Below are 17,744 nucleotides of genomic sequence, written 5' to 3' on the forward strand. Positions count from 1 at the left end.
CATTAGTGACTATTCGACCTCTTTTCGCTGCCCTGGCCGTTCTGGCTCTGGCGGGTTGTGCAGCCGATCCGGCGCCGAATGAACAGCTGCGCCTGACTGAGCAGGCCATCGAGCAGGCCCATGCGGTGGGCGCCACCGCCGATGACGTGCCTGAACTTAAACTCGCCGAAGAAAAATTCGCCCGCGCCAAGAGCAACATGGCCGACGAATCCTACAAGAAGGCACGCATGCGCGCCGAGCAGGCCGAGCTGGACGCGCGCCTGGCCGAAGCGAAGGTGCTCAGTCTCAAGCGCCAGGAGCAGTTGAACGTGCTCGATACTCGAATCAAGCGCTTGCGCAAACAGTTGAGGGATGATGCCCAATGAAGCCGTCCCATGTATGTGGCAGCCTGGTCCTCGCGGGCCTCGCCAGTTTGTATGGCTGCGCCGGCCAGCGTAGCGAAGCGGCGCTGGAACAGGCCAGCGCCAGCTTCCAGAAGGTCAAGGAAGACGCTAATGTCCTGCGCGCCGCGCCCAAGGATGTCATCCGCGCCGGCGAATCCCTGGCCCGGGCCGATCGCCTGTCCAGCTATTGGGGCAGCGGCGAGGATGTCCAGCATTACGCTTACCTGAGCCAGCGCTACAGCGAGATCGCGCGGGAACACAGCAATCAGTTGCTCAACGAAGAGCGCGCGGCGAAGCTTGAGCTGGAACGCCAGCGCCTGCAATTGGCCTTGCGCGAATCCAAGTTGCTGAGCGTCCAGCAGCAAGGCAAGTGGCTGGAAGAACAGATCATGGCGATGGCCACCACCCAGACTGATCGCGGCTTGGTGATGACCCTGGGTGACGTGCTGTTCGACACCGGCGAAGCGGAACTGAAGAACTCGGCCAACCGCGTGGTGCTCAAGATCGTGCAGTTCCTGCAGCTCAATCCCAAGCGCGTGGTGCGTATCGAGGGCTATACCGACAGCACCGGTGGCAAGCAGGAGAACCTTAAATTGTCCCGTGATCGCGCGCAGGCGGTGGCGGACGTGCTGGTGGACCTGGGGATCGATGAAAAACGCATTCAGGTCGAAGGCTACGGCGATCAATACCCGGTGGATGTCAACGCTTCCGAGCGTGGCCGGGCCCAGAACCGTCGTGTGGAAATCGTCTTTTCCGACGAGAAAGGCCAGCTCGGCGCCGCCCGCTGAGGGTTGCGTCACTGGAAAACCCGGCCCCTGCCAAGGCGCCGGGTTTTTTTGGGCCTGAGATTGCGAGGAATGGGTACAGTTTGGGGGTGTCACTGCACTGTGCTGTCAAGTAATCTGGCAACTGTCCCAGTACACTTCTAAACTGTTCCGGTAATATTTCCCACAAGAATAAAATGCCCGTGAAATCGAGTGCTGCGTCATGACCAACCTCCTGCTTTACCAACGTATTGCTCAACAACTGGCTGAAGATATCCGGCGCGGTGTATATCAGCCCGGCGAACGCGTGCCGTCGGTGCGCAAGATGAGTTCGCAGCTCAACGTCAGCCATGCCACTGTGTTGCAGGCCTATGCCAACCTGGAAGACCAAGGGTTGATCCGGGCGCGGCCGCAGTCGGGTTACTACGTGCACCAGACGCCGGCCCTGACCGCGCCGACGCCGGACATCGCCCGGGTCGAGCGCCCCGGCCTGGTGACGCGCAGCAGCATTATCCAGCAAGTGTTAGTCGAGTCGCGCCGTGAGGGGGTCTTCCCGCTGGGCGCGGCGGTGCCGAGCGTCGATTATCTGCCAGTGCGGGCGTTGCACCAGCAGTTGGCCAAGGTCACACGGTTTCACAGTCCGCGGGCCTTCAGCTACATGTTCAGCCCCGGCTTCGAGCCGTTACGGCGCCAGGTGGCGATTCGCATGCGTGATGCCGGAGTCGTGGTCGACCCCTCCGAAGTGGTGATTACCCATGGCTGCGTCGATGCGTTGCAAATGTCGCTGCGCGTGCTGACCCGGCCGGGGGATTTGATCGCCGCCGAGTCGCCGACCTATTACGGTTTGCTGCAGTTGGCGGACCTGTTGGGGCTCAAGGTAATCGAGATCCCCAGCGATCCGGTCACCGGCATGAGCCTTGAAGCCTTGCAACTGGCGGCCAACCAATGGTCGATCAAGGCGTTGGTCCTGACCACGCGCCTGAGCAATCCCCTCGGCGGCACGATGCCTGAGGAGCGGCAAAAACAGCTGCTGCGCCTGGCGTCGGATTTCGACATTCAGATTGTCGAGGACGACATTTACGGCGAACTGATGTTCGAGCAGGGGCGTACCAAGGCACTCAAGGCCTACGACCGCCTGGATCGGGTGATCTACTGCTCGAGTTTTTCCAAGACCTTGTCGCCGGGTGTGCGCATCGGCTGGATGATCGCCGGCAAGTTCCAGCAAGAGATCCAGCGGCTGCAAACGTTCAGCACTCATTCGGCGTGCAGCGTCACGCAGATGGGCATCGCGGCGTACCTGGAAAACGGCGGCTACGACCGGCACCTGCGCTACATTCGCCAGGAGTACCGCAAGAACCTCAGCGCCTTTCAACTGGCTGTGCAGCAGTATTTTCCCGAAGGCACGCAAATGAGTCGTCCTACCGGGGGCTTCATCCTTTGGGTCAGCCTGCCGGGACGGGTCAATACCCAGGAGTTGCACGTGCGGGCGCTGCAGCAGGGCATCAGCATCGCCCCCGGGCTGATCTTCAGTAACACCGAGCAGTTCAACCACTGCATTCGCCTGAACTGCGGAACGCCCTGGAACCGCGAGGCAGAGCGGGCCCTGATGACGCTGGGGCTGTTGGCCACCCAGCTGTGCCAGGAGACCGCGAGCGGGCTCCTTTAAATTCAAGCGCTTGGATGGACATGCTTGTCAGCGCTCGATTAACAGGCGAGCATGGGCCTTGTGTCGTAACTGCCATCGAGTCCAATGAAAGCCATTGTCCCTGCCGTCTGGGTTTTGCTTGGCCTGTTGACTGCCTTCCATTCAGGAGGCGTCGTGGCGGCTGCGGCACAGGAAAAACCCGCGGCCAGCGCTACGAAGAATCCTGGCAAAGCACCCGCAGCGGTGAAAAAAGCCCCCGCGAAGAAAGCCGCGAATACTAGAAAAAAACGTGCGCCTGTCGCCTCCAAAAGCAAATCCGCCCGCGAAATTGCCAAGACCCGACTGCCACCGGCGAAGCTCGACTTGAGCTTGCCCAATGAAATGGTCGAGGAGCTGAAGCCCCCGGGAACTGTGCCGCTGCCCAAGCGTGAGCCGTTGTTGCCGCCCATGTTCGGCGATAAGCCTGGGCCGTTCCAACTCAACGGACGTTTGCTGAGCAACGAAATGCAGCTGCCGTTGCGCAACCAGGAGCGCAACGAAGTGGAAGGCGCAGCGCTGGAGTTCGAATTCAAGCAGTAGGCATTCATTGCGCCTGCAACTCGTCACTGACTGCTCGGTCATCGCGTCATGAACAAAAAAACACCCATCCAGTAATTTGAAACGTTCGTTTTAGCCGTTACTCTCTGTCCTGTTATCACCATTACCTGCCGCGAGGACGTTTTCGTCATGAAATGCCGCGAGGGCTGTGGCGCCTGCTGCATCGCCCCCTCCATCAGCTCACCCATCCCGGGGATGCCTCAAGGCAAGCCGGCGGGCGAGCGTTGCGTGCAATTGTCGGTCGACAATCTGTGCCAGATATTCGGCCGGGCCGATCGCCCTGCGGTGTGCTCGGCGTTTGAGGCTGACATCGAGGTCTGTGGCGACAGCAGCGAAGAAGCCATTCGCTTGATCGGTTGGTGGGAGCAAGTCACGGCAGCGTAATGCGTCAAGATCGGAACTTCGAAAACAAGGAAAACAATTATGGGTTCGCTGCATCGTATGGCTGTGTTGTGTGGTTTGACCGTGTTGCTGGCGACGGCTACCGCCCAGGCTGAGGATTGGCAGGTTGCCAAGGAAAAGGACGGCATCAAGGTTTCACTCAGTGAAGTCAGCGGTTCCAAGTACAAGGCCTACCAAGGCGTGACCGTCATGAAGACCACCATGGCGAAGTTGCGCGCCTTGCAGGAGGACGTATCGGGCGCCTGTGCCTGGATTCATGAATGCAAGAGCCAGAAGCTGCTCAAGCACGAGGGCGGCAAGAGCTGGACCTACACTCGATTCAACACGCCATGGCCGGTCACGCCCCGTGACTCCGTGCTGGAAGTTACCACCGTCGAAGGCGCGGATGGCAGCCTGACCCGCAACCTCAAGGGCGTGCCCACTTACGCTCCTGAAGAAAAGGGTTTCGTGCGAGTGGCACAAGTCGACGGTTTCTGGAAATTCACTCCCAAGGGCGCGGATCAGGTCGAGGTGATTTACCAGGTCCATACCGAGCCGGGTGGCGACGTTCCGTCCTGGCTGGCTAACAAGTTCGTGGTGGATGCGCCGTTCAATACCCTGAAAGCGTTGAAAGAACGCGCCGAAAAATAGCCCTGGTCACTCCGAGAAAAACCGCCCTTGAGGCGGTTTTTTGGTATGTGCCGTCAACGAACTCAGCGGAACGATTGTTTCGCCGCCAATGTCGAGATAGAGGTAAGCCCGGCCATTCCATCGATCAAGGAGACATTGATGCAAAAGTGGGAAATCACCTTCGTTGACGATCACGGCGAAACGATCGCCGAGCAGTTTGATTACGCCCAGGAGCCCACGATGGAACAAGCGGCACAACTGATTCGGGAAAAGCTGGTACCTCTCTCGAAAGAGCTGGACCTCAACGACCTGGAGGGCCGCACTGACGACCCCACGGTCAAGAGCCTGAAAACCCAGAACAGCATTGAGATCATCAGCATTAAACCGGTTTCATGAAATTCATTGTCTGGTCCCGCTTGGCAGTCGCACTGACTTGACGCTACTCTGCAATCGAGATCAGCGAAAGGATCGCGAAGGTCCGGTCTTGTCAGCTACATGCTTGTGTCCCGACGGTCATTTGATGCCGTATCGCTTGTAACCGCTGGTTGCATGCACGGGAAGACGGAAAGTCTATCCATCGGTTCTGAGGAGGACGTTTCATGAGCACAGCCTATCAAGAAGATGTCAGCACCAGCGTGTTGCGCCGCATGAAAGAAGGCGGTTTTGATTTCTCCCAATTCCATCCCATCGAGTTCTACGCCATTTTTCCCGACGAGGAACGGGCGCGCAGGGCGGCAGGTCATTTTCGGGGAGAATCGTTGAACGCGCAGATCAGCGCTCGGGAAGATGGTGCCTGGTCACTGGAACTGAGCCGGGTGATGTACGCCACCTATGATGATATCGGCGACTTCGAACTGAACTTCGAGGCGGTGGTGGAGCCACTGGGTGGCATCATTGAAGGGTGGGGCGTCAAGCAGGAGATCCGTCGCCTGCAGGCCTGACACTTACACTTTGCAGCACAGCAACGGCTGACCTTTGTGTCGGCCGTTTTCATGTAGCGCTCTTGTGGCAATTCAGCACCTACGGCTGCTTGCGTCCCGCCATATGCTTCAAATATCCCACCAGCAAATCAAGCTCCGCATCCGGCAGCACCGCCGCCGAGAACCCCGGCATCTTCCCTTGAGGCCAGCGCCGCAGGCTCTGCGGATCCCGTATGTAACGCTTGAGAAAATCCCCCGAGAAGTACTCGGTTGGATTGAAGGGAATGTTCAGGTCCGGGCCGAACTGGGCATCGCCTGCCCCGTTGAGGCGGTGGCAGGCCAGGCAGTTTTTCTGGAACAGCGCAAAACCCTGATTGATCGGATCGTCCTTGGTCAGGCCTGGGGCGGGCAGCAGGGCAGGGAAGCGCTCGGCCACCGCGGACAGGCGCTTGATGCTCGCCAGCGCGTAGGGCCACTGTTCGGGGCTGATATGGCCCGCCTGGGGATCGGTCCAGACCAAGTAGAAGGGCCCGGCACTGCGCTTGCCCTCGCCCAGCGACGGCCAGGGGGCTGCTGGGTCTTCGATCGCCAGCCACGCACGGGCGCCACTCTGGTTGAGCAACGGTGCAGCGGGCATTTCGGCGGCAAAGCCATCCAGCGCCACGGCCTGCAAATGATCATCCGGCTGGACGCCGGTCAACAACTCCGTGAGGGGGACGGCGCGATAGCTCATGGGTTTCTTGTAGGAAACATCTTCATTGATCCGAACCGTCCGAGCTTCAGGGTGCTTGAGCAGTTCCTCGGTTTGCCAGGTGCGTGCCTGCGTGCCCAGTTCAAGCACGAGTTGCGCGGCAAATAGAGGCGTGCTGAGCAGCAGCGCCCCGATCGCAATGAGAGCTTTCAATGAGTCGCCTTCCATGTCGAGAGGGAAGCGCAAAGGGTGGCACAGCCACCGTCGCTTGAACAACGACCCTCGTGCATTTGCTGGCGATGGCACTGCGCCCCGGATTCAGCCGATGACCTTGGTAATGTTCGGCAAAATCAACAGCAGCGTAGTGGCAAAGAGGATGAGTCCGGCTTGACGAACTTTCGAATGTTTGAACATGGCTGACCCGCCTTTTTTGTTATTTCCTGAGGCCAGCCTGCGTAGCTCCGTGGCGGCTGGCGTTGCACTTCCTGTTTGAAACTAGGTGACAAGCGCCTCGGCAAAACCCGACGACTCTCTTGTACAGGGTTTACATTAGGGGCCGCAGCCGCGTTGGCTTAGATCCAATTCGTATGAGTTTTAAGCTGATAGCTATTAAACAGGCATGAGGCCTATTGCCAGCTACTTGCCGGCCCTCTTTCTAGACAGCTTGCTCACCTGAAACGGTTAACCCGATAGCACGCTACCGTTCGTCTGAGCGTGGCTGTCAATGCCGTTGAGCGCTGGGGTCATTGAATCCGGCGCCGCTGGGCTTAAGGTTGGAGGTGTTCGCATTACGTCGATGATGGTTCGAGGATGTCATGACCCAAGCTTTGATTTTCGATGCATTACGCACGCCCCGCGGCAAGGGCAAGGCCGATGGCGCCCTGTACACCGTCAAGCCGGTGAACCTGGTCGCCGGCCTGCTCGACGCGTTGCGCCAGCGCATGGACCTGGACACCCGTCACGTCGATGACATCGTGCTCGGCTGCGTGACTCCGGTAGGCGACCAAGGCGCCGACATTGCCAAGACGGCGGCCCTGGTGGCGGGCTGGGACGTCAGCGTGGCGGGCGTGCAACTCAACCGTTTCTGCGCCTCGGGCCTTGAGGCGGTGAACCTGGCGGCGATGAAAGTGCGCTCCGGCTTCGAGGACCTGGTGGTGGCCGGCGGCGTGGAGTCGATGTCGCGGGTACCGATGGGCAGCGATGGAGGCGCGTGGGCGCTGGACCCACAATCGAACCTGCAGGGGCATTTTGTCCCCCAGGGCATTGGCGCGGACCTGATCGCTACCCTGGAAGGCTTCAATCGCGAAGAGGTCGATACCTTCGCGCTGCAATCCCAGCGCAAGGCCGCTCGGGCTCGGGACGACGGATCGTTTGCTAAATCCCTGGTGGCGGTGCGGGACCAGAATGGCATCGTGCTGCTGGAACACGACGAATTCATCCGTGGCGACTCGACCCTTGAAGGGCTGGGCAAGCTTCGGCCGAGTTTCGAGGCGATGGGCCAGATGGGTTTCGACGCGACGGCGTTGCGTGTCTACAGCCATGTCGAACGAATCAACCATGTGCACACCCCGGGCAACAGCTCGGGCATCGTCGACGGCGCGGCGCTGATGCTTGTCGGCACCGAGGCAAAGGGCCGCGAGCTGGGCCTGGAGCCCCGGGCGCGAATCGTCGCCACTGCGGTCACCAGCACCGAGCCGACCATCATGCTCACTGGCCCGGCCCCGGCCACCCGCAAGGCCTTGGCGAAAGCCGGGTTGCGGGTGGAAGACATCGATCTGTTCGAGGTCAACGAAGCCTTCGCCTCGGTGGTGCTCAAATTCATCAAGGACATGGCCATCGATCCCGCAAAGGTGAATGTCAACGGCGGTTCTATCGCCATGGGGCACCCACTGGGTGCCACCGGGTGCGCAATTCTTGGCACTTTGCTCGATGAGCTGGAGGCGCGTCGCCTGCGTTACGGCCTGGCGACGCTGTGTGTCGGCGGCGGAATGGGCATCGCCACCATCATCGAACGCCTCTGAGCCCTCGACACCAAGGAACACTTTTCATGACCGAAGCCATTCGTTACGAAACCGGCCACGACCGGATCGTTCTCCTGACCCTGGACATGCCGGGCCAGAGCAGCAATACCATGAACGCGACTTATCGCGAGGCGATGGCCGCCTGCGTGGCGCGTCTGTTGGCCGAAAAAGATTCGATCGCCGGAGTGATCATCACCTCGGCCAAGAAAACCTTTTTTGCCGGTGGCGACTTGAACGAGCTGGTCAGGATCGACCCATCCGAGGCCCAGGCGTTCTATCAGATGGTCCTCGGGCTGAAAGCGCAACTGCGCGCCCTCGAAACCCTCGGTGTACCCGTCGTCGCGGCGATCAATGGTGCGGCCTTGGGTGGCGGCTGGGAAATCTGCCTGGCGTGTCATCATCGCGTAGCGCTGGACCATCCATCGGTGCAGATCGGCTTGCCGGAGGTCACCCTCGGCTTGCTGCCGGGCGGTGGCGGTGTGGTGCGGATGGTGCGGGTGCTGGGTTTGGAAAAGGCTTTGCCGTATCTGCTCGAGGGCAAGCGACTTGGCCCGCAGCAGGCGTTGCAGGCCGGCTTGATCGACGAGCTGGCGGCGGATCGCGACGAGCTGCTGGCCAAGTCCCGAGCCTGGATTCTCGCCCATCCGGATGCGATCCAACCTTGGGATGTGAAGGGGTATCGGCTTCCAGGCGGGACCCCGTCCGACCCAAAAGTTGCTCAGATGCTGGCGATCGCGCCTTCGATCCTGCGCAACAAGACCCAGGGCTGCCTGCCGGCCCCGGAAAAGATTCTCTGCGCTGCAGTAGAGGGCGCGCAGGTGGGGTTTGACGCGGCGCATCTGATCGAGACGCGCTATTTCACCGAACTCGCCACGGGACAAGTGGCGAAGAACCTGATCGGCACCTTCTGGTTTCAACTCAATGAAATCAAGGCCGGCAAATCCCGCCCGCAGGGTGTTGCGCCTTATCTGACAAAAAAAGTCGGCGTGCTCGGTGCGGGCATGATGGGCGCCGGTATCGCCTACGTCAGCGCGGTGGCTGGCATAGACGTGGTGCTCAAGGACATCGACCTGGCCGCCGCACAGAAGGGCAAGGCACGCTCGGCGGCGTTGCTGGACAAAAAAGTCGCGCGCGGCCAACTCACCGAGGAACAACGCGACGCCACGCTGGCGCGGATTCACCCTACCGACAACGATGCCGAGCTGGCCGGTTGCGATCTGATCATCGAGGCCGTCTTCGAAAACCGTTCCCTGAAAGCCCAGGTATCGTCAGCAGCCCAAGCGGCAGCGGGGCCTGCGGCGGTGATCGCTTCCAACACCTCGACTCTGCCCATCACTGGCTTGGCCGAGGCGGTGCCGGACGCGAGCAGATTCATCGGGCTGCACTTCTTCAGTCCGGTGGAAAAAATGCCGCTGGTGGAAATCATCAAGGGGGCCGGGACCAGTGATGAAACCCTGGCCCGGGCTTTCGATTTTGCCCGGCAGATCGACAAGACGCCCATCGTGGTCAACGACAACCGTGGTTTTTTCACTTCGCGGGTGTTTGGCACCTTCATCAACGAAGGCATTGCGATGCTCGGCGAGGGCGTGAGTGCGCCGATGATCGAAACCGAAGCGCGCAAAGCCGGGATGCCGGTCGGGCCCCTGGCTGTTTCGGACGAAGTTTCCCTCGGTTTGATGAGCCATATCCGCGCTCAAACCGCCAAAGACCTGCACGCAGAAGGGAAAGCGCCGACAGAGCATCCTGCATTCGCCGTGATCGACCTGCTCCTTGATGAGTACAAACGACCAGGCAAAGCGGCCGGAGCCGGTTTTTATGACTATCCAGCCCAAGGGCAGAAGCATCTCTGGCCGGAGCTCAAGAGCCGTTTCGAGAAAGCCGATGGGCAAATCCCCGCGCAGGATATCCGCGATCGCCTGCTGTTCATCCAGGCCTTGGAAACTGTTCGCTGCGTAGAAGAAGGCGTCGTCACTTCGACGCCGGATGCCAATGTCGGCTCGGTGTTCGGCATCGGTTTCGCGGCCTGGACAGGTGGGACGTTGCAGTTCATCAACCAGTACGGTTTGCCGGCATTTATCGCTCGTGCCCAGTACCTGGCCGAGCAATATGGCGAACGTTTCTCACCGCCGGCCCTGTTGCTGGAAAAAGCCGCCAGCCGGGCGACGTTCTGACGGGGAGGGGGCTTGCCTTGGAGCGGTGTTTCAAGGCAGGCTCTGGGGTGTGCAATATTCCCATCATCGTGTCAGGTATTTTTTATGTCGTTACGCATCTGCATTCTGGAAACCGATATCCTGCGTCCGGAACTGGTCGAGCAATATCAGGGTTACGGGCAGATGTTCCAGCGCCTGTTTTCGCAACAGCCCATTGCGGCCGAGTTTGTCGTATACAACGTGGTGGAAGGGCAATACCCCAGCGATGACAAGCAATTCGACGCCTACCTGGTGACCGGCAGCAAGGCCGACTCCTTTGGCAGCGACCCCTGGATCCAGACCCTCAAGACCTATCTGATGGACCGCTACCAGCGTGGCGACAAACTGCTGGGCGTCTGCTTTGGTCATCAGTTGCTGGCCTTGTTGCTGGGCGGCAAGACCGAGCGCGCCAGCCAGGGATGGGGGGTTGGCACCCATCGTTACAAACTCGCGGCAAAGGCGCCCTGGATGAGCCCGGTGATGGAGGAACTGACTTTGTTGATCAGTCATCAGGACCAGGTTACCGAGCTGCCGGAAAATGCCACGGTCATCGCCTCAAGCGATTTCTGCCCATTCGCGGCCTATCACATCAATGATCAGGTCCTGTGCTTCCAGGGCCACCCGGAATTCATCCATGATTATTCCCGGGCCCTGCTGGAAATTCGCCAGCAACACCTCGGCGAGCAGATCTACAGCCAGGGCGTGGCGAGCCTTGAACAGGAGCATCACGGCACGACGGTAGCGGAGTGGATGATGCGTTTCGTCGCCCACAAACCCCAAGCTGAAGCCGCCCAAGGCTGATTGTCCGGGCATCCCACATTTGATCAGCAGATCAAATGTGGGAGCGAGCCTGCTCGCGAATACGGCCACGCAAATCCCACTAGCAAATCCCCTACAACCATCCCGATCGCTTGAAACTCGCCCACAACGACGTACATCCCACCCCGATAAACCCGAGCACCAGAAAATACCCGTAGTGCCAGGTCAACTCCGGCATGTTTTCGAAGTTCATCCCATAGATCCCGGCCACCGCGGTCGGAAACGCCAGGATCGCCGCCCACGCTGCGAACTTGCGTTGCACCACGCTCTGGCGCGAGGCCTCCAGCAATACGCCGATCTCGATGGTCTGGCTGGCAATGTCCGCCAGTGTCGCCAGGTCTTCCATCTGCCGGGTGACATGAATCTGCACATCGCGGAAATATGGAGTCATGTTTTTGTCGATGAACGGAAAGTCCAGGCGCTGCAGCTCTTCGCTGATTTCCACCATAGGTGCCGCATAACGACGCAGGCGTAGCACGTCGCGGCGCAGACTGTGCAGGTTCTGGATATCGCGCTCGTTCAAGGCGCTGCACAGTACGTTGCGCTCCAGTTCATCGATCTCGGTGTGGATGGCTTCGCCGACGGGCTGGTAGTTCTCGATGACGAAATCGAGGATGGCGTAGAGGACAAAATCCTCCCCATGCTCCAGCAAGATGGGACGCGCCTCGCAGCGCTGCCGGACATGTGCGTAGGACGCCGAGTGGCCGTTGCGAGCGGTGATGATATAGCCCTTGCCGGCGAAGATATGGGTCTCGATGAATTGCAGCTTGCCGTTTTCGCGTACCGGTGAATAAGTGACGATGAACAGCGCATCGCCAAACGTCTCCAGCTTGGGACGGCTATGTTTCTCCATGGCGTCTTCAATTGCCAGTTCATGCAGGTTGAACTGGCGTTGCAGGTTGGTCAGTTCCAGCGCGCTGGGCTCTTCGAGGCCGATCCAGACAAAATGTCCTGGTTTTGCAGCCCAGGCGCTGCCTTCGTCGAGGGTGATATTGGTGACTTTCTTACCGGCGCTGTAAACCGCAGCAGCAACGACTCTACCCATGATGATGGTTCGCTTCTTCTTGGAAATTGGCAGTGGCAGGCAACGTGCAGCTTAGCGCGCCATGGTCTTTGAGAGTCAGCAAAATGCGCCGAGTTCGGTGCAAAAGAAAACCCGCCGTGAAGGCGGGTTTTTGGTTTACGCGACGCGCAGTTGCCGGTCCATCGTCTCGATGCATTCACGCATCTGTTCGCGGCATTGGGCGATGAGGCGGGGCATGTCATCCATGCTCAGGCCAGCGGTAGGAATGGCTGGCAGCGAACGAATGAGAATGTCACCGGCGTGCCAGCGATCCAGGCGCATATGCTTGATATAAGTGCTGACGCACACCGGGATAATCGGCACCCCGGCGGCAATCGCCATCTGGAACGCGCCTTTCTTGAAGGGCAACAGGTCTTCCCCCAAATTGCGCGTCCCTTCCGGGAACACCCAGATAGACGTGTTTTCATGCTGCAATGTATGGGTGGTGGTCAGCATCGATTTGCGCGCCTTGATCGCATTGCCGCGATCAATCAACACGTTGCCCGCCAGCCAGAACAGTTGGCCGAACAACGGCACCCACTTCAGGCTCTTCTTGCCAATGCACACGGTACGACGCGGCACCACGTTGCCGAACATGAAAAGATCGTAGTTGGACTGATGATTGGCGATGATCACGCAGCCGTGAGTCTTGTTGATCAGCGTGTCGACCTCTGCCTTGACCCGCAGGCGTAGAAACCACATCGCAGGCAGCGCGTACAACCTCGCGCATATACGACTGTTGTCAGGATTGAACGGCCGGCACAGACCCAGGATCACGCCCAGCACACCCGCCAAAATAAAATGCAGGCCCATCAAACACATACGCAGTGCAAACAACATCAACAGGCCCCATCGGGACAAAAGGTGGCGCAGTGTACGGATGTGCACTGTTTTCGGCAATTGCGCCTGTATAGGGAGAAGATAGGCGATGTTTAAGCGTATGTTTCTAAACGACGCGTAAGAAGCGGGATAGAGCGGTTACCGATTCCTCAGTAACTTGCATGGGAAACGCACCGGTCCCGTGGCGAGGGAGCTTGCTCCCGCTTGAGTGCGAAGCGCTCATGAAAATGGGCCTGCTACGCAGTCCAGCGGGAGCAAGCTCCCTCGCCACGGGTATGTTATTTTTCCAGGTGAGCGATATTGTCTTTAGCCAACGTTCAGCCCGTGTATTCCTGATCCAGAAGAATCGCGCTGTCCAATGCATCCAGCAACGCCTTGCGAACCTTGAGCTTGGTGTTCTTGTGGGCGGTCATGTTGATCTTCTTCAACTGACGCGCTGCCTCCAGTGCTGCAGCTTGCAACTCGTCAGCCGCGACCACCTTGTCGAGGAAACCAGCGTCCACGGCGCTCTGCGGATTGAACATCTCGCCATTGATCACCGAGCGGTGGAACGCAGACTTGCGCAAGCGATCACGGGCCAGCTCGATACCGGCGTGGTGCATGGTCATGCCGATCTGCACCTCGTTCAGCCCGATGGTAAACGGCCCCTCCACACCAATGCGGTAGTCCGCCGACAGCAGCAGGAACGCGCCCTTGGCCACCGCATGCCCAGGGCAGGCGACAACGACGGGGAAGGGGTGCGACAACAAACGACGGGCCAGAGTCGAGCCAGACGCGACCAGACTGACTGCCTCCTTGGGGCCGGCGGTCATCACCTTCAAATCGTAACCGCCCGACAGAATCCCCGGTTGCCCGGTAATGATTACCACCGCGCGATCAGACACTGCCTGGTCCAGCGCAGCGTTGAATGCGACGATCACATCAGGCGAAATGGCATTGACCTTGCCATTGTTCAAGGTCAGGGTCGCGATACCGTCTTCGAGATGGTAGGCAATCAGGTCGCTCATGACGCTATTCCTTGTAAGAGAAGTGAAGCAGACGTTACCCACCGCCGCAGGCCAGGTAAAGCGCCGTGACTGACTCACCGGTCAGCGCCGCCCCGCCCAAATCTCGCGAGGCGCCCAACAGCCAGCGCTTGCCCTCGTGGAGCCGCCCATAGCCGAAGCCGGAGTTTGGCCGGTTTGCCCTGCCTCGCCGCGTCCGAAATACCCGACCGGCCTTAACCGCATGAAAATTCTGAAAAAAACCTTTGCCATCGGAAAGGCTTTCGACTACATTAGCGCGCCTCGACAGACTGAACAGTTTGCCGAGACACGGTGAAGTGTCCGAGTGGCTTAAGGAGCACGCCTGGAAAGTGTGTATACAGGAAACTGTATCGAGAGTTCGAATCTCTCCTTCACCGCCATATTCTACAAGCACAAACCCCTGATTTTCCTAGAGAAAGTCGGGGGTTTGTGGTTTTTGGCGTCTGGAAAAGGACGATATGGGACCAATATGGGACCATTGGCTTTTTCTGCCGCATTTGCCCTTCAGCTCGCGCCACCTGTGTACTTGCCCCATTGTCCACCCTGAGCCAGCCCTACCAGTTCGGCCATTTGCTGGCTGGTATAGCCGAGGTTGATTTTCAAGCGCGCCAATGCGTCCGCGGAGGGCGAACTGTACTGCTCTATGGTTTTCATGTGGCTCAAGGTAAGAAGGCCCCGCGTTTGCAGGGCCTGTCAGGTTAGAGGAATTTGATTAGCAGCGTAGTGACGGTGGCCACCGTACCGATCAGGCCGGTGGCAACCGCGACTGGATACCAGAACGTTTCGCGAGTCATCTTGCCCGCTTCGGCGTTGAGCTTTTTGGTCTCAGCCATCAGTTTGGCAATTTCGACATGGACCTTTTCCAATTCTGCGCCGCTCATACCGAATTCCCGCATGTGCGCGTCCTTTCGGGTCATGGGTCGCGCTTTGTGCGCTGCCCTGAGATCCATATTGTGCCTTTAAGGTACGGCTGCGAGTTTTTTCTTGCCCAAAGTATAGGCATTTGAATTCATCGCGGCTCGCCGATCAGCATGTACTTGGTTTCAAGGTATGCCGAGCGCATCGCAATCGGTTTTTCTTGGCGGCGCCAAGCGTGGTCAACATATCGCCGAAAACAGTTTTCATCGAGCCAATCAAAAAGGACAACTCAGCCACCAGAATGTCTACCGCCAACACGGATGACGGCCAGGACCTCCCATGACTCACCCACGAATCGGCTTCGCCTGCCAATACCGGCACCCTGATCGCGGCCTCGCAGCGAGTGCGTTAAAGACCATCGAAGCGCCATACAACCCCCGCACCACGACGTTACGCTGGATGGATGGCGTCCCTCTCCAGGTCGCCCGCGATAAGCTGCTTGAAGTCGTGACGCACAATCTCGACGCACAGCTGCGCCTCATCGCTTACGTTGCCGAGCTTGCGCCAACGCTGCGCATGCTTCGACTGAGCAGTGATCTGTTGCCGTTCTACAGTCATCCGAAGGTGAGCGCTTTCTATCAGGACCCGGTCATTCAAAGCCAGCTGGAAGAACGCTTCGCTGTGATTGGCAACCTCGCGCGTTCGGCGGATATCCGGCTGTCCTTCCACCCTGGCCAGTATTGTGTGTTGGGCTCGGATAAACCGGGCGTGGTGGAGAACAGCATCGCCGAGTTCGAGTACCACGCCGACATGATCCGGATGATGGGTTACGGTCGGCGCTTCCAGGACTTCAAATGCAACGTGCACATCGCCGGGCGCCTCGGGGGCGAGGGGATCCGTTCGATCTGGCCGCGGTTGTCGCAGGTGGCGCGCAATTGCATCACCTTCGAAAACGAGGAGAAGACCTACGGCGTCGATGATTGCCTGCAACTGGCTGACCTTGCCCCCGTCGTGCTGGATATCCACCACTGTTGGATCAACGAGAACGATTACATCGCACCGGACTGCCCACGAGTCGATCGCATCATCGAAAGTTGGCGTGGGGTTCGGCCCACCATGCATTATTCACAGCCGCCGGAGCGATTGCAGGAATTGGGTTTCGATGCAGGCAAAAAGCTTGAGATGGATGCGTTATTGAAGGTGGTGTCCAAACGTGACTTGTACGGTCACAGTGACCAGATGTGGAATCGCTGGACCAACTCATACGCGCTCAAGTTTCTGGACCGTTTCGACATCATGTTGGAGGCGAAAGACAAGAATCTGGCTGCGCAGGCATTTTATGAAGATGTCGCTCGGCCTTATCTTCATCCCTGCGCATAGATCAAACGACCTGCGAACAGCATCAGGCAACCCCACAGCAGTATCGAGCAAAAGCTTCAAGGCGCATGCCGTTAAGGTTCTCAGAAAGAACTTTTATCAACTGCATTGCCGTGAGGTAAACATCATGACTACATGGAAAAGTTTGGCCTGGCGTGCCCAGGTTGTTGTTTTGGCGTTAATGCTTTCCACGAACACCTCCTGGGCTTCGGGAAACACTCAAGAGGCCAATACGAATCTGGTCCGCCAGGCATTCGCGAACTGGCAGCAGGGCAAAGGCACGGTCTTCGACCTGCTGGCGCCCGATGCGGTCTGGACAGTCGCGGGATCGAGCCCGGTTTCCGGCGTGTATTACGGCAAGACCGAGCTGATCGAACAGGCCGTGCGGCCGATCAGCGCCCGACTGGCGACGCCAATTTCCCCCACGTTGCAGAGCATCATCGCCCAGGACGACATTGTCGTTGTGCTGTGGGACGGCACTGCGACGGCCCTCGATCAAAAACCCTACAACAATACCTACTTGTGGCAACTGACCTTCAAAGATGGCCGGATCATTCAGGCAATGGCCTTCCTCGACACCTACGCGTTGAATGAGCTCATGCGCCGGGTAACGCCTGCGCAGTAGAGAGCAGCTGACATCGCAACGGCGCAAGTTGACCTATGTATGCGCCACTCCTGGCACATCCATATTGATCTTGCGCCATGCCGCCTCGGAAAAGCTGTAGACCGAGAAGGCGATCAGCCCCAGGGCCATCACCATCAACACCAAGCCTCCGGCCGGCAGATTCTGCAACGCATCGAGGGCATCTTTCATGCCGGGCGGGTCCACGGCTTTATAGGCCGAGCCGCTGATGATCAGCAGCACGGCGATCTCGATAAACACCACCCCGCGGGCGATCAGGCCGAAGCGCGACACCGGCCGCACATAACGCATCACTTCTTCGTCAGCCTCGAAATATTTTTCGAACGAGGCCTTCCAGCCTTTAATGATGTGGGCAATGCCGACGCCCAGCGGCACCAGGGCGGCGAGGTAAACCAACAGGTTCGAATGGTCCCAGGACAGGACGCGCGCCAGCAGGTCCTGGGTTTGCCCACCGCCGGAATCCCCGGAGCTTTTCAAGCCACTGATCAGCAGGCCCAGGGCAAAGAACGCCAGCGCGCCATTGACCAGGCCGCCCGCCAGCAACCCGGCGCGAATCACCAGGCCCTTGAACTGCGTGCCGTGATGATCAACGTCGCGCGTGGCTTGCAAGATGCGCCAGCCGGCGAAGGCAAGCAGGCCCGCTACCACCAGGCCGACCAAGGCATGGCCGAAGGGCTGGCTCAGCAGCATTTCAAGGCTTTTGTGACTGTCCTTCGGTTTGGTGGAGTCCTGGGCCGCGAGCAAGGCAAGAATGCCGACGATGAGATAAATAACGCCACGAGCGGCATAACCGCCTCGGGCAAGTAGCACCAGGCTTTGGTGTGGGGACATGGGATCTATTCCGCGACAGTGATACAAAAACAGACCCATGGCGTCGGAAGGGGTTCGATTGAAGATG

At 59.0% G+C, this 17,744-nt stretch carries 20 protein-coding genes and 1 tRNA gene; 14 read left to right on the top strand and 7 right to left on the bottom strand.

The features are described 5' to 3' along the window. The first annotated feature begins 5 nt into the window (after positions 1-5). From M1E16_RS07905 to M1E16_RS07940, 8 genes are all read left to right on the top strand, one after another. Positions 6-365, top strand: a complete 360-nt coding sequence (locus tag M1E16_RS07905; protein WP_434603286.1) for a DUF4398 domain-containing protein — start codon at positions 6-8, stop codon at positions 363-365. Then, positions 362-1,171, top strand: a complete 810-nt coding sequence (locus M1E16_RS07910; RefSeq protein WP_434569332.1) for an OmpA family protein — start codon at positions 362-364, stop codon at positions 1,169-1,171. The genes M1E16_RS07905 and M1E16_RS07910 overlap by 4 nt, the downstream gene beginning before the upstream one ends. A gap of 199 nt (positions 1,172-1,370) precedes the next feature. Further along, a complete protein-coding gene (locus M1E16_RS07915) occupies positions 1,371-2,813 on the top strand; it encodes an aminotransferase-like domain-containing protein (RefSeq protein WP_305496026.1) in 1,443 nt (480 codons plus the stop codon). An 84-nt stretch (positions 2,814-2,897) separates the two neighbouring features. Then, entirely contained in the window at positions 2,898-3,371 is a 474-nt protein-coding gene (locus M1E16_RS07920; protein WP_434569331.1) for a translation initiation factor 2, read from the top strand. Between the two features lie 147 nt (positions 3,372-3,518). Beyond that, positions 3,519-3,773, top strand: a complete 255-nt coding sequence (locus M1E16_RS07925) for a YkgJ family cysteine cluster protein (RefSeq protein ID WP_434603288.1) — start codon at positions 3,519-3,521, stop codon at positions 3,771-3,773. Between the two features lie 39 nt (positions 3,774-3,812). Then, entirely contained in the window at positions 3,813-4,421 is a 609-nt protein-coding gene (locus tag M1E16_RS07930; RefSeq protein ID WP_458129585.1) for an START domain-containing protein, read from the top strand. A gap of 138 nt (positions 4,422-4,559) precedes the next feature. Then, the gene (locus M1E16_RS07935) at positions 4,560-4,796 is read left to right on the top strand and encodes a hypothetical protein (RefSeq protein ID WP_434653173.1); all 237 of its coding nucleotides are present in this window, start codon (positions 4,560-4,562) and stop codon (positions 4,794-4,796) included. Positions 4,797-4,999: 203 nt separating this feature from the next. After that, complete coding sequence (locus tag M1E16_RS07940) at positions 5,000-5,341, top strand: ribonuclease E inhibitor RraB (protein WP_434569327.1); 342 nt, start codon at positions 5,000-5,002, stop codon at positions 5,339-5,341. A gap of 79 nt (positions 5,342-5,420) precedes the next feature. Here M1E16_RS07940 and M1E16_RS07945 read toward each other — a convergent pair whose 3' ends face one another. Further along, a complete protein-coding gene (locus M1E16_RS07945; protein ID WP_458130290.1) occupies positions 5,421-6,239 on the bottom strand; it encodes a c-type cytochrome in 819 nt (272 codons plus the stop codon). A gap of 587 nt (positions 6,240-6,826) precedes the next feature. On the opposite strand from M1E16_RS07945, the gene M1E16_RS07950 reads away from it, so the two are divergent. The 3 genes from M1E16_RS07950 (at position 6,827) to M1E16_RS07960 (ending at position 11,022) form a co-directional block, all read left to right on the top strand. Next, positions 6,827-8,032, top strand: a complete 1,206-nt coding sequence (locus M1E16_RS07950; RefSeq protein WP_458129586.1) for an acetyl-CoA C-acetyltransferase — start codon at positions 6,827-6,829, stop codon at positions 8,030-8,032. A 26-nt stretch (positions 8,033-8,058) separates the two neighbouring features. After that, the gene (locus M1E16_RS07955; RefSeq protein WP_458129587.1) at positions 8,059-10,203 is read left to right on the top strand and encodes a 3-hydroxyacyl-CoA dehydrogenase NAD-binding domain-containing protein; all 2,145 of its coding nucleotides are present in this window, start codon (positions 8,059-8,061) and stop codon (positions 10,201-10,203) included. A gap of 84 nt (positions 10,204-10,287) precedes the next feature. After that, the gene (locus M1E16_RS07960; protein ID WP_434695477.1) at positions 10,288-11,022 is read left to right on the top strand and encodes an amidotransferase; all 735 of its coding nucleotides are present in this window, start codon (positions 10,288-10,290) and stop codon (positions 11,020-11,022) included. A 91-nt stretch (positions 11,023-11,113) separates the two neighbouring features. On the opposite strand, the gene M1E16_RS07965 is transcribed toward M1E16_RS07960, so the two are convergent. The 3 genes from M1E16_RS07965 to M1E16_RS07975 all read right to left on the bottom strand — a co-directional run bounded on the left by M1E16_RS07965 (position 11,114) and on the right by M1E16_RS07975 (position 13,950). Beyond that, positions 11,114-12,085 (bottom strand): magnesium and cobalt transport protein CorA, encoded by a 972-nt coding sequence (locus M1E16_RS07965; protein ID WP_434603299.1) that lies wholly within the window; start codon positions 12,083-12,085, stop codon positions 11,114-11,116. Between the two features lie 135 nt (positions 12,086-12,220). Beyond that, a complete protein-coding gene (locus M1E16_RS07970) occupies positions 12,221-12,943 on the bottom strand; it encodes a 1-acylglycerol-3-phosphate O-acyltransferase (RefSeq protein WP_458129588.1) in 723 nt (240 codons plus the stop codon). Positions 12,944-13,260: 317 nt separating this feature from the next. Next, a complete protein-coding gene (locus tag M1E16_RS07975; protein ID WP_434603302.1) occupies positions 13,261-13,950 on the bottom strand; it encodes a crotonase/enoyl-CoA hydratase family protein in 690 nt (229 codons plus the stop codon). Between the two features lie 308 nt (positions 13,951-14,258). Between M1E16_RS07975 and M1E16_RS07980 the strand changes: the two genes are divergently transcribed. Beyond that, positions 14,259-14,348, top strand: a tRNA-Ser gene (locus tag M1E16_RS07980). Positions 14,349-14,472: 124 nt separating this feature from the next. Here M1E16_RS07980 and M1E16_RS07985 read toward each other — a convergent pair. Both M1E16_RS07985 and M1E16_RS07990 read right to left on the bottom strand, forming a co-directional pair. After that, positions 14,473-14,622 carry a hypothetical protein gene (locus M1E16_RS07985; protein WP_458129589.1) on the bottom strand — a complete coding sequence of 50 codons (150 nt, stop codon included), beginning with the start codon at positions 14,620-14,622 and terminating at the stop codon, positions 14,473-14,475. Between the two features lie 44 nt (positions 14,623-14,666). Next, a complete protein-coding gene (locus M1E16_RS07990) occupies positions 14,667-14,849 on the bottom strand; it encodes a hypothetical protein (RefSeq protein WP_458130291.1) in 183 nt (60 codons plus the stop codon). A 316-nt stretch (positions 14,850-15,165) separates the two neighbouring features. Between M1E16_RS07990 and uvsE the strand changes: the two genes are divergently transcribed. Beyond that, a complete protein-coding gene (gene uvsE / locus M1E16_RS07995; RefSeq protein WP_458129590.1) occupies positions 15,166-16,206 on the top strand; it encodes a UV DNA damage repair endonuclease UvsE in 1,041 nt (346 codons plus the stop codon). Beyond that, a complete protein-coding gene (locus tag M1E16_RS08000; protein WP_458129591.1) occupies positions 16,166-16,828 on the top strand; it encodes a nuclear transport factor 2 family protein in 663 nt (220 codons plus the stop codon). Before uvsE ends, M1E16_RS08000 begins: the two co-directional genes overlap by 41 nt. Positions 16,829-16,861: 33 nt before the next feature. Here M1E16_RS08000 and M1E16_RS08005 read toward each other — a convergent pair whose 3' ends face one another. Further along, positions 16,862-17,677: a DUF1206 domain-containing protein gene (locus M1E16_RS08005; RefSeq protein ID WP_434653160.1), complete on the bottom strand. Its 816-nt coding sequence runs from the start codon at positions 17,675-17,677 to the stop codon at positions 16,862-16,864. Positions 17,678-17,744 lie beyond the last annotated feature (67 nt).

This window comes from Pseudomonas sp. Z2-11, from assembly GCF_054161305.1.

Excerpts from the sequence above, each read along its gene's own strand:
- M1E16_RS07935 (WP_434653173.1), top strand. The coding sequence starts at position 4,560 with ATGCAAAAGTGGGAAATCACCTTCGTTGACGATCACGGCGAAACGATC.
- M1E16_RS08005 (WP_434653160.1), bottom strand. The coding sequence starts at position 17,677 with ATGTCCCCACACCAAAGCCTGGTGCTACTTGCCCGAGGCGGTTATGCC.
- M1E16_RS07985 (WP_458129589.1), bottom strand. The coding sequence starts at position 14,622 with ATGAAAACCATAGAGCAGTACAGTTCGCCCTCCGCGGACGCATTGGCG.
- M1E16_RS07990 (WP_458130291.1), bottom strand. The coding sequence starts at position 14,849 with ATGAGCGGCGCAGAATTGGAAAAGGTCCATGTCGAAATTGCCAAACTG.
- M1E16_RS07950 (WP_458129586.1), top strand. The coding sequence starts at position 6,827 with ATGACCCAAGCTTTGATTTTCGATGCATTACGCACGCCCCGCGGCAAG.
- M1E16_RS07930 (WP_458129585.1), top strand. The coding sequence starts at position 3,813 with ATGGGTTCGCTGCATCGTATGGCTGTGTTGTGTGGTTTGACCGTGTTG.
- M1E16_RS07945 (WP_458130290.1), bottom strand. The coding sequence starts at position 6,239 with ATGGAAGGCGACTCATTGAAAGCTCTCATTGCGATCGGGGCGCTGCTG.
- M1E16_RS07955 (WP_458129587.1), top strand. The coding sequence starts at position 8,059 with ATGACCGAAGCCATTCGTTACGAAACCGGCCACGACCGGATCGTTCTC.
- M1E16_RS07965 (WP_434603299.1), bottom strand. The coding sequence starts at position 12,085 with ATGGGTAGAGTCGTTGCTGCTGCGGTTTACAGCGCCGGTAAGAAAGTC.
- M1E16_RS07970 (WP_458129588.1), bottom strand. The coding sequence starts at position 12,943 with ATGTTGTTTGCACTGCGTATGTGTTTGATGGGCCTGCATTTTATTTTG.
- M1E16_RS07960 (WP_434695477.1), top strand. The coding sequence starts at position 10,288 with ATGTCGTTACGCATCTGCATTCTGGAAACCGATATCCTGCGTCCGGAA.
- M1E16_RS07940 (WP_434569327.1), top strand. The coding sequence starts at position 5,000 with ATGAGCACAGCCTATCAAGAAGATGTCAGCACCAGCGTGTTGCGCCGC.
- M1E16_RS07910 (WP_434569332.1), top strand. The coding sequence starts at position 362 with ATGAAGCCGTCCCATGTATGTGGCAGCCTGGTCCTCGCGGGCCTCGCC.
- M1E16_RS07925 (WP_434603288.1), top strand. The coding sequence starts at position 3,519 with ATGAAATGCCGCGAGGGCTGTGGCGCCTGCTGCATCGCCCCCTCCATC.
- M1E16_RS07915 (WP_305496026.1), top strand. The coding sequence starts at position 1,371 with ATGACCAACCTCCTGCTTTACCAACGTATTGCTCAACAACTGGCTGAA.
- uvsE (WP_458129590.1), top strand. The coding sequence starts at position 15,166 with ATGACTCACCCACGAATCGGCTTCGCCTGCCAATACCGGCACCCTGAT.
- M1E16_RS07920 (WP_434569331.1), top strand. The coding sequence starts at position 2,898 with ATGAAAGCCATTGTCCCTGCCGTCTGGGTTTTGCTTGGCCTGTTGACT.
- M1E16_RS07975 (WP_434603302.1), bottom strand. The coding sequence starts at position 13,950 with ATGAGCGACCTGATTGCCTACCATCTCGAAGACGGTATCGCGACCCTG.
- M1E16_RS08000 (WP_458129591.1), top strand. The coding sequence starts at position 16,166 with ATGAAGATGTCGCTCGGCCTTATCTTCATCCCTGCGCATAGATCAAAC.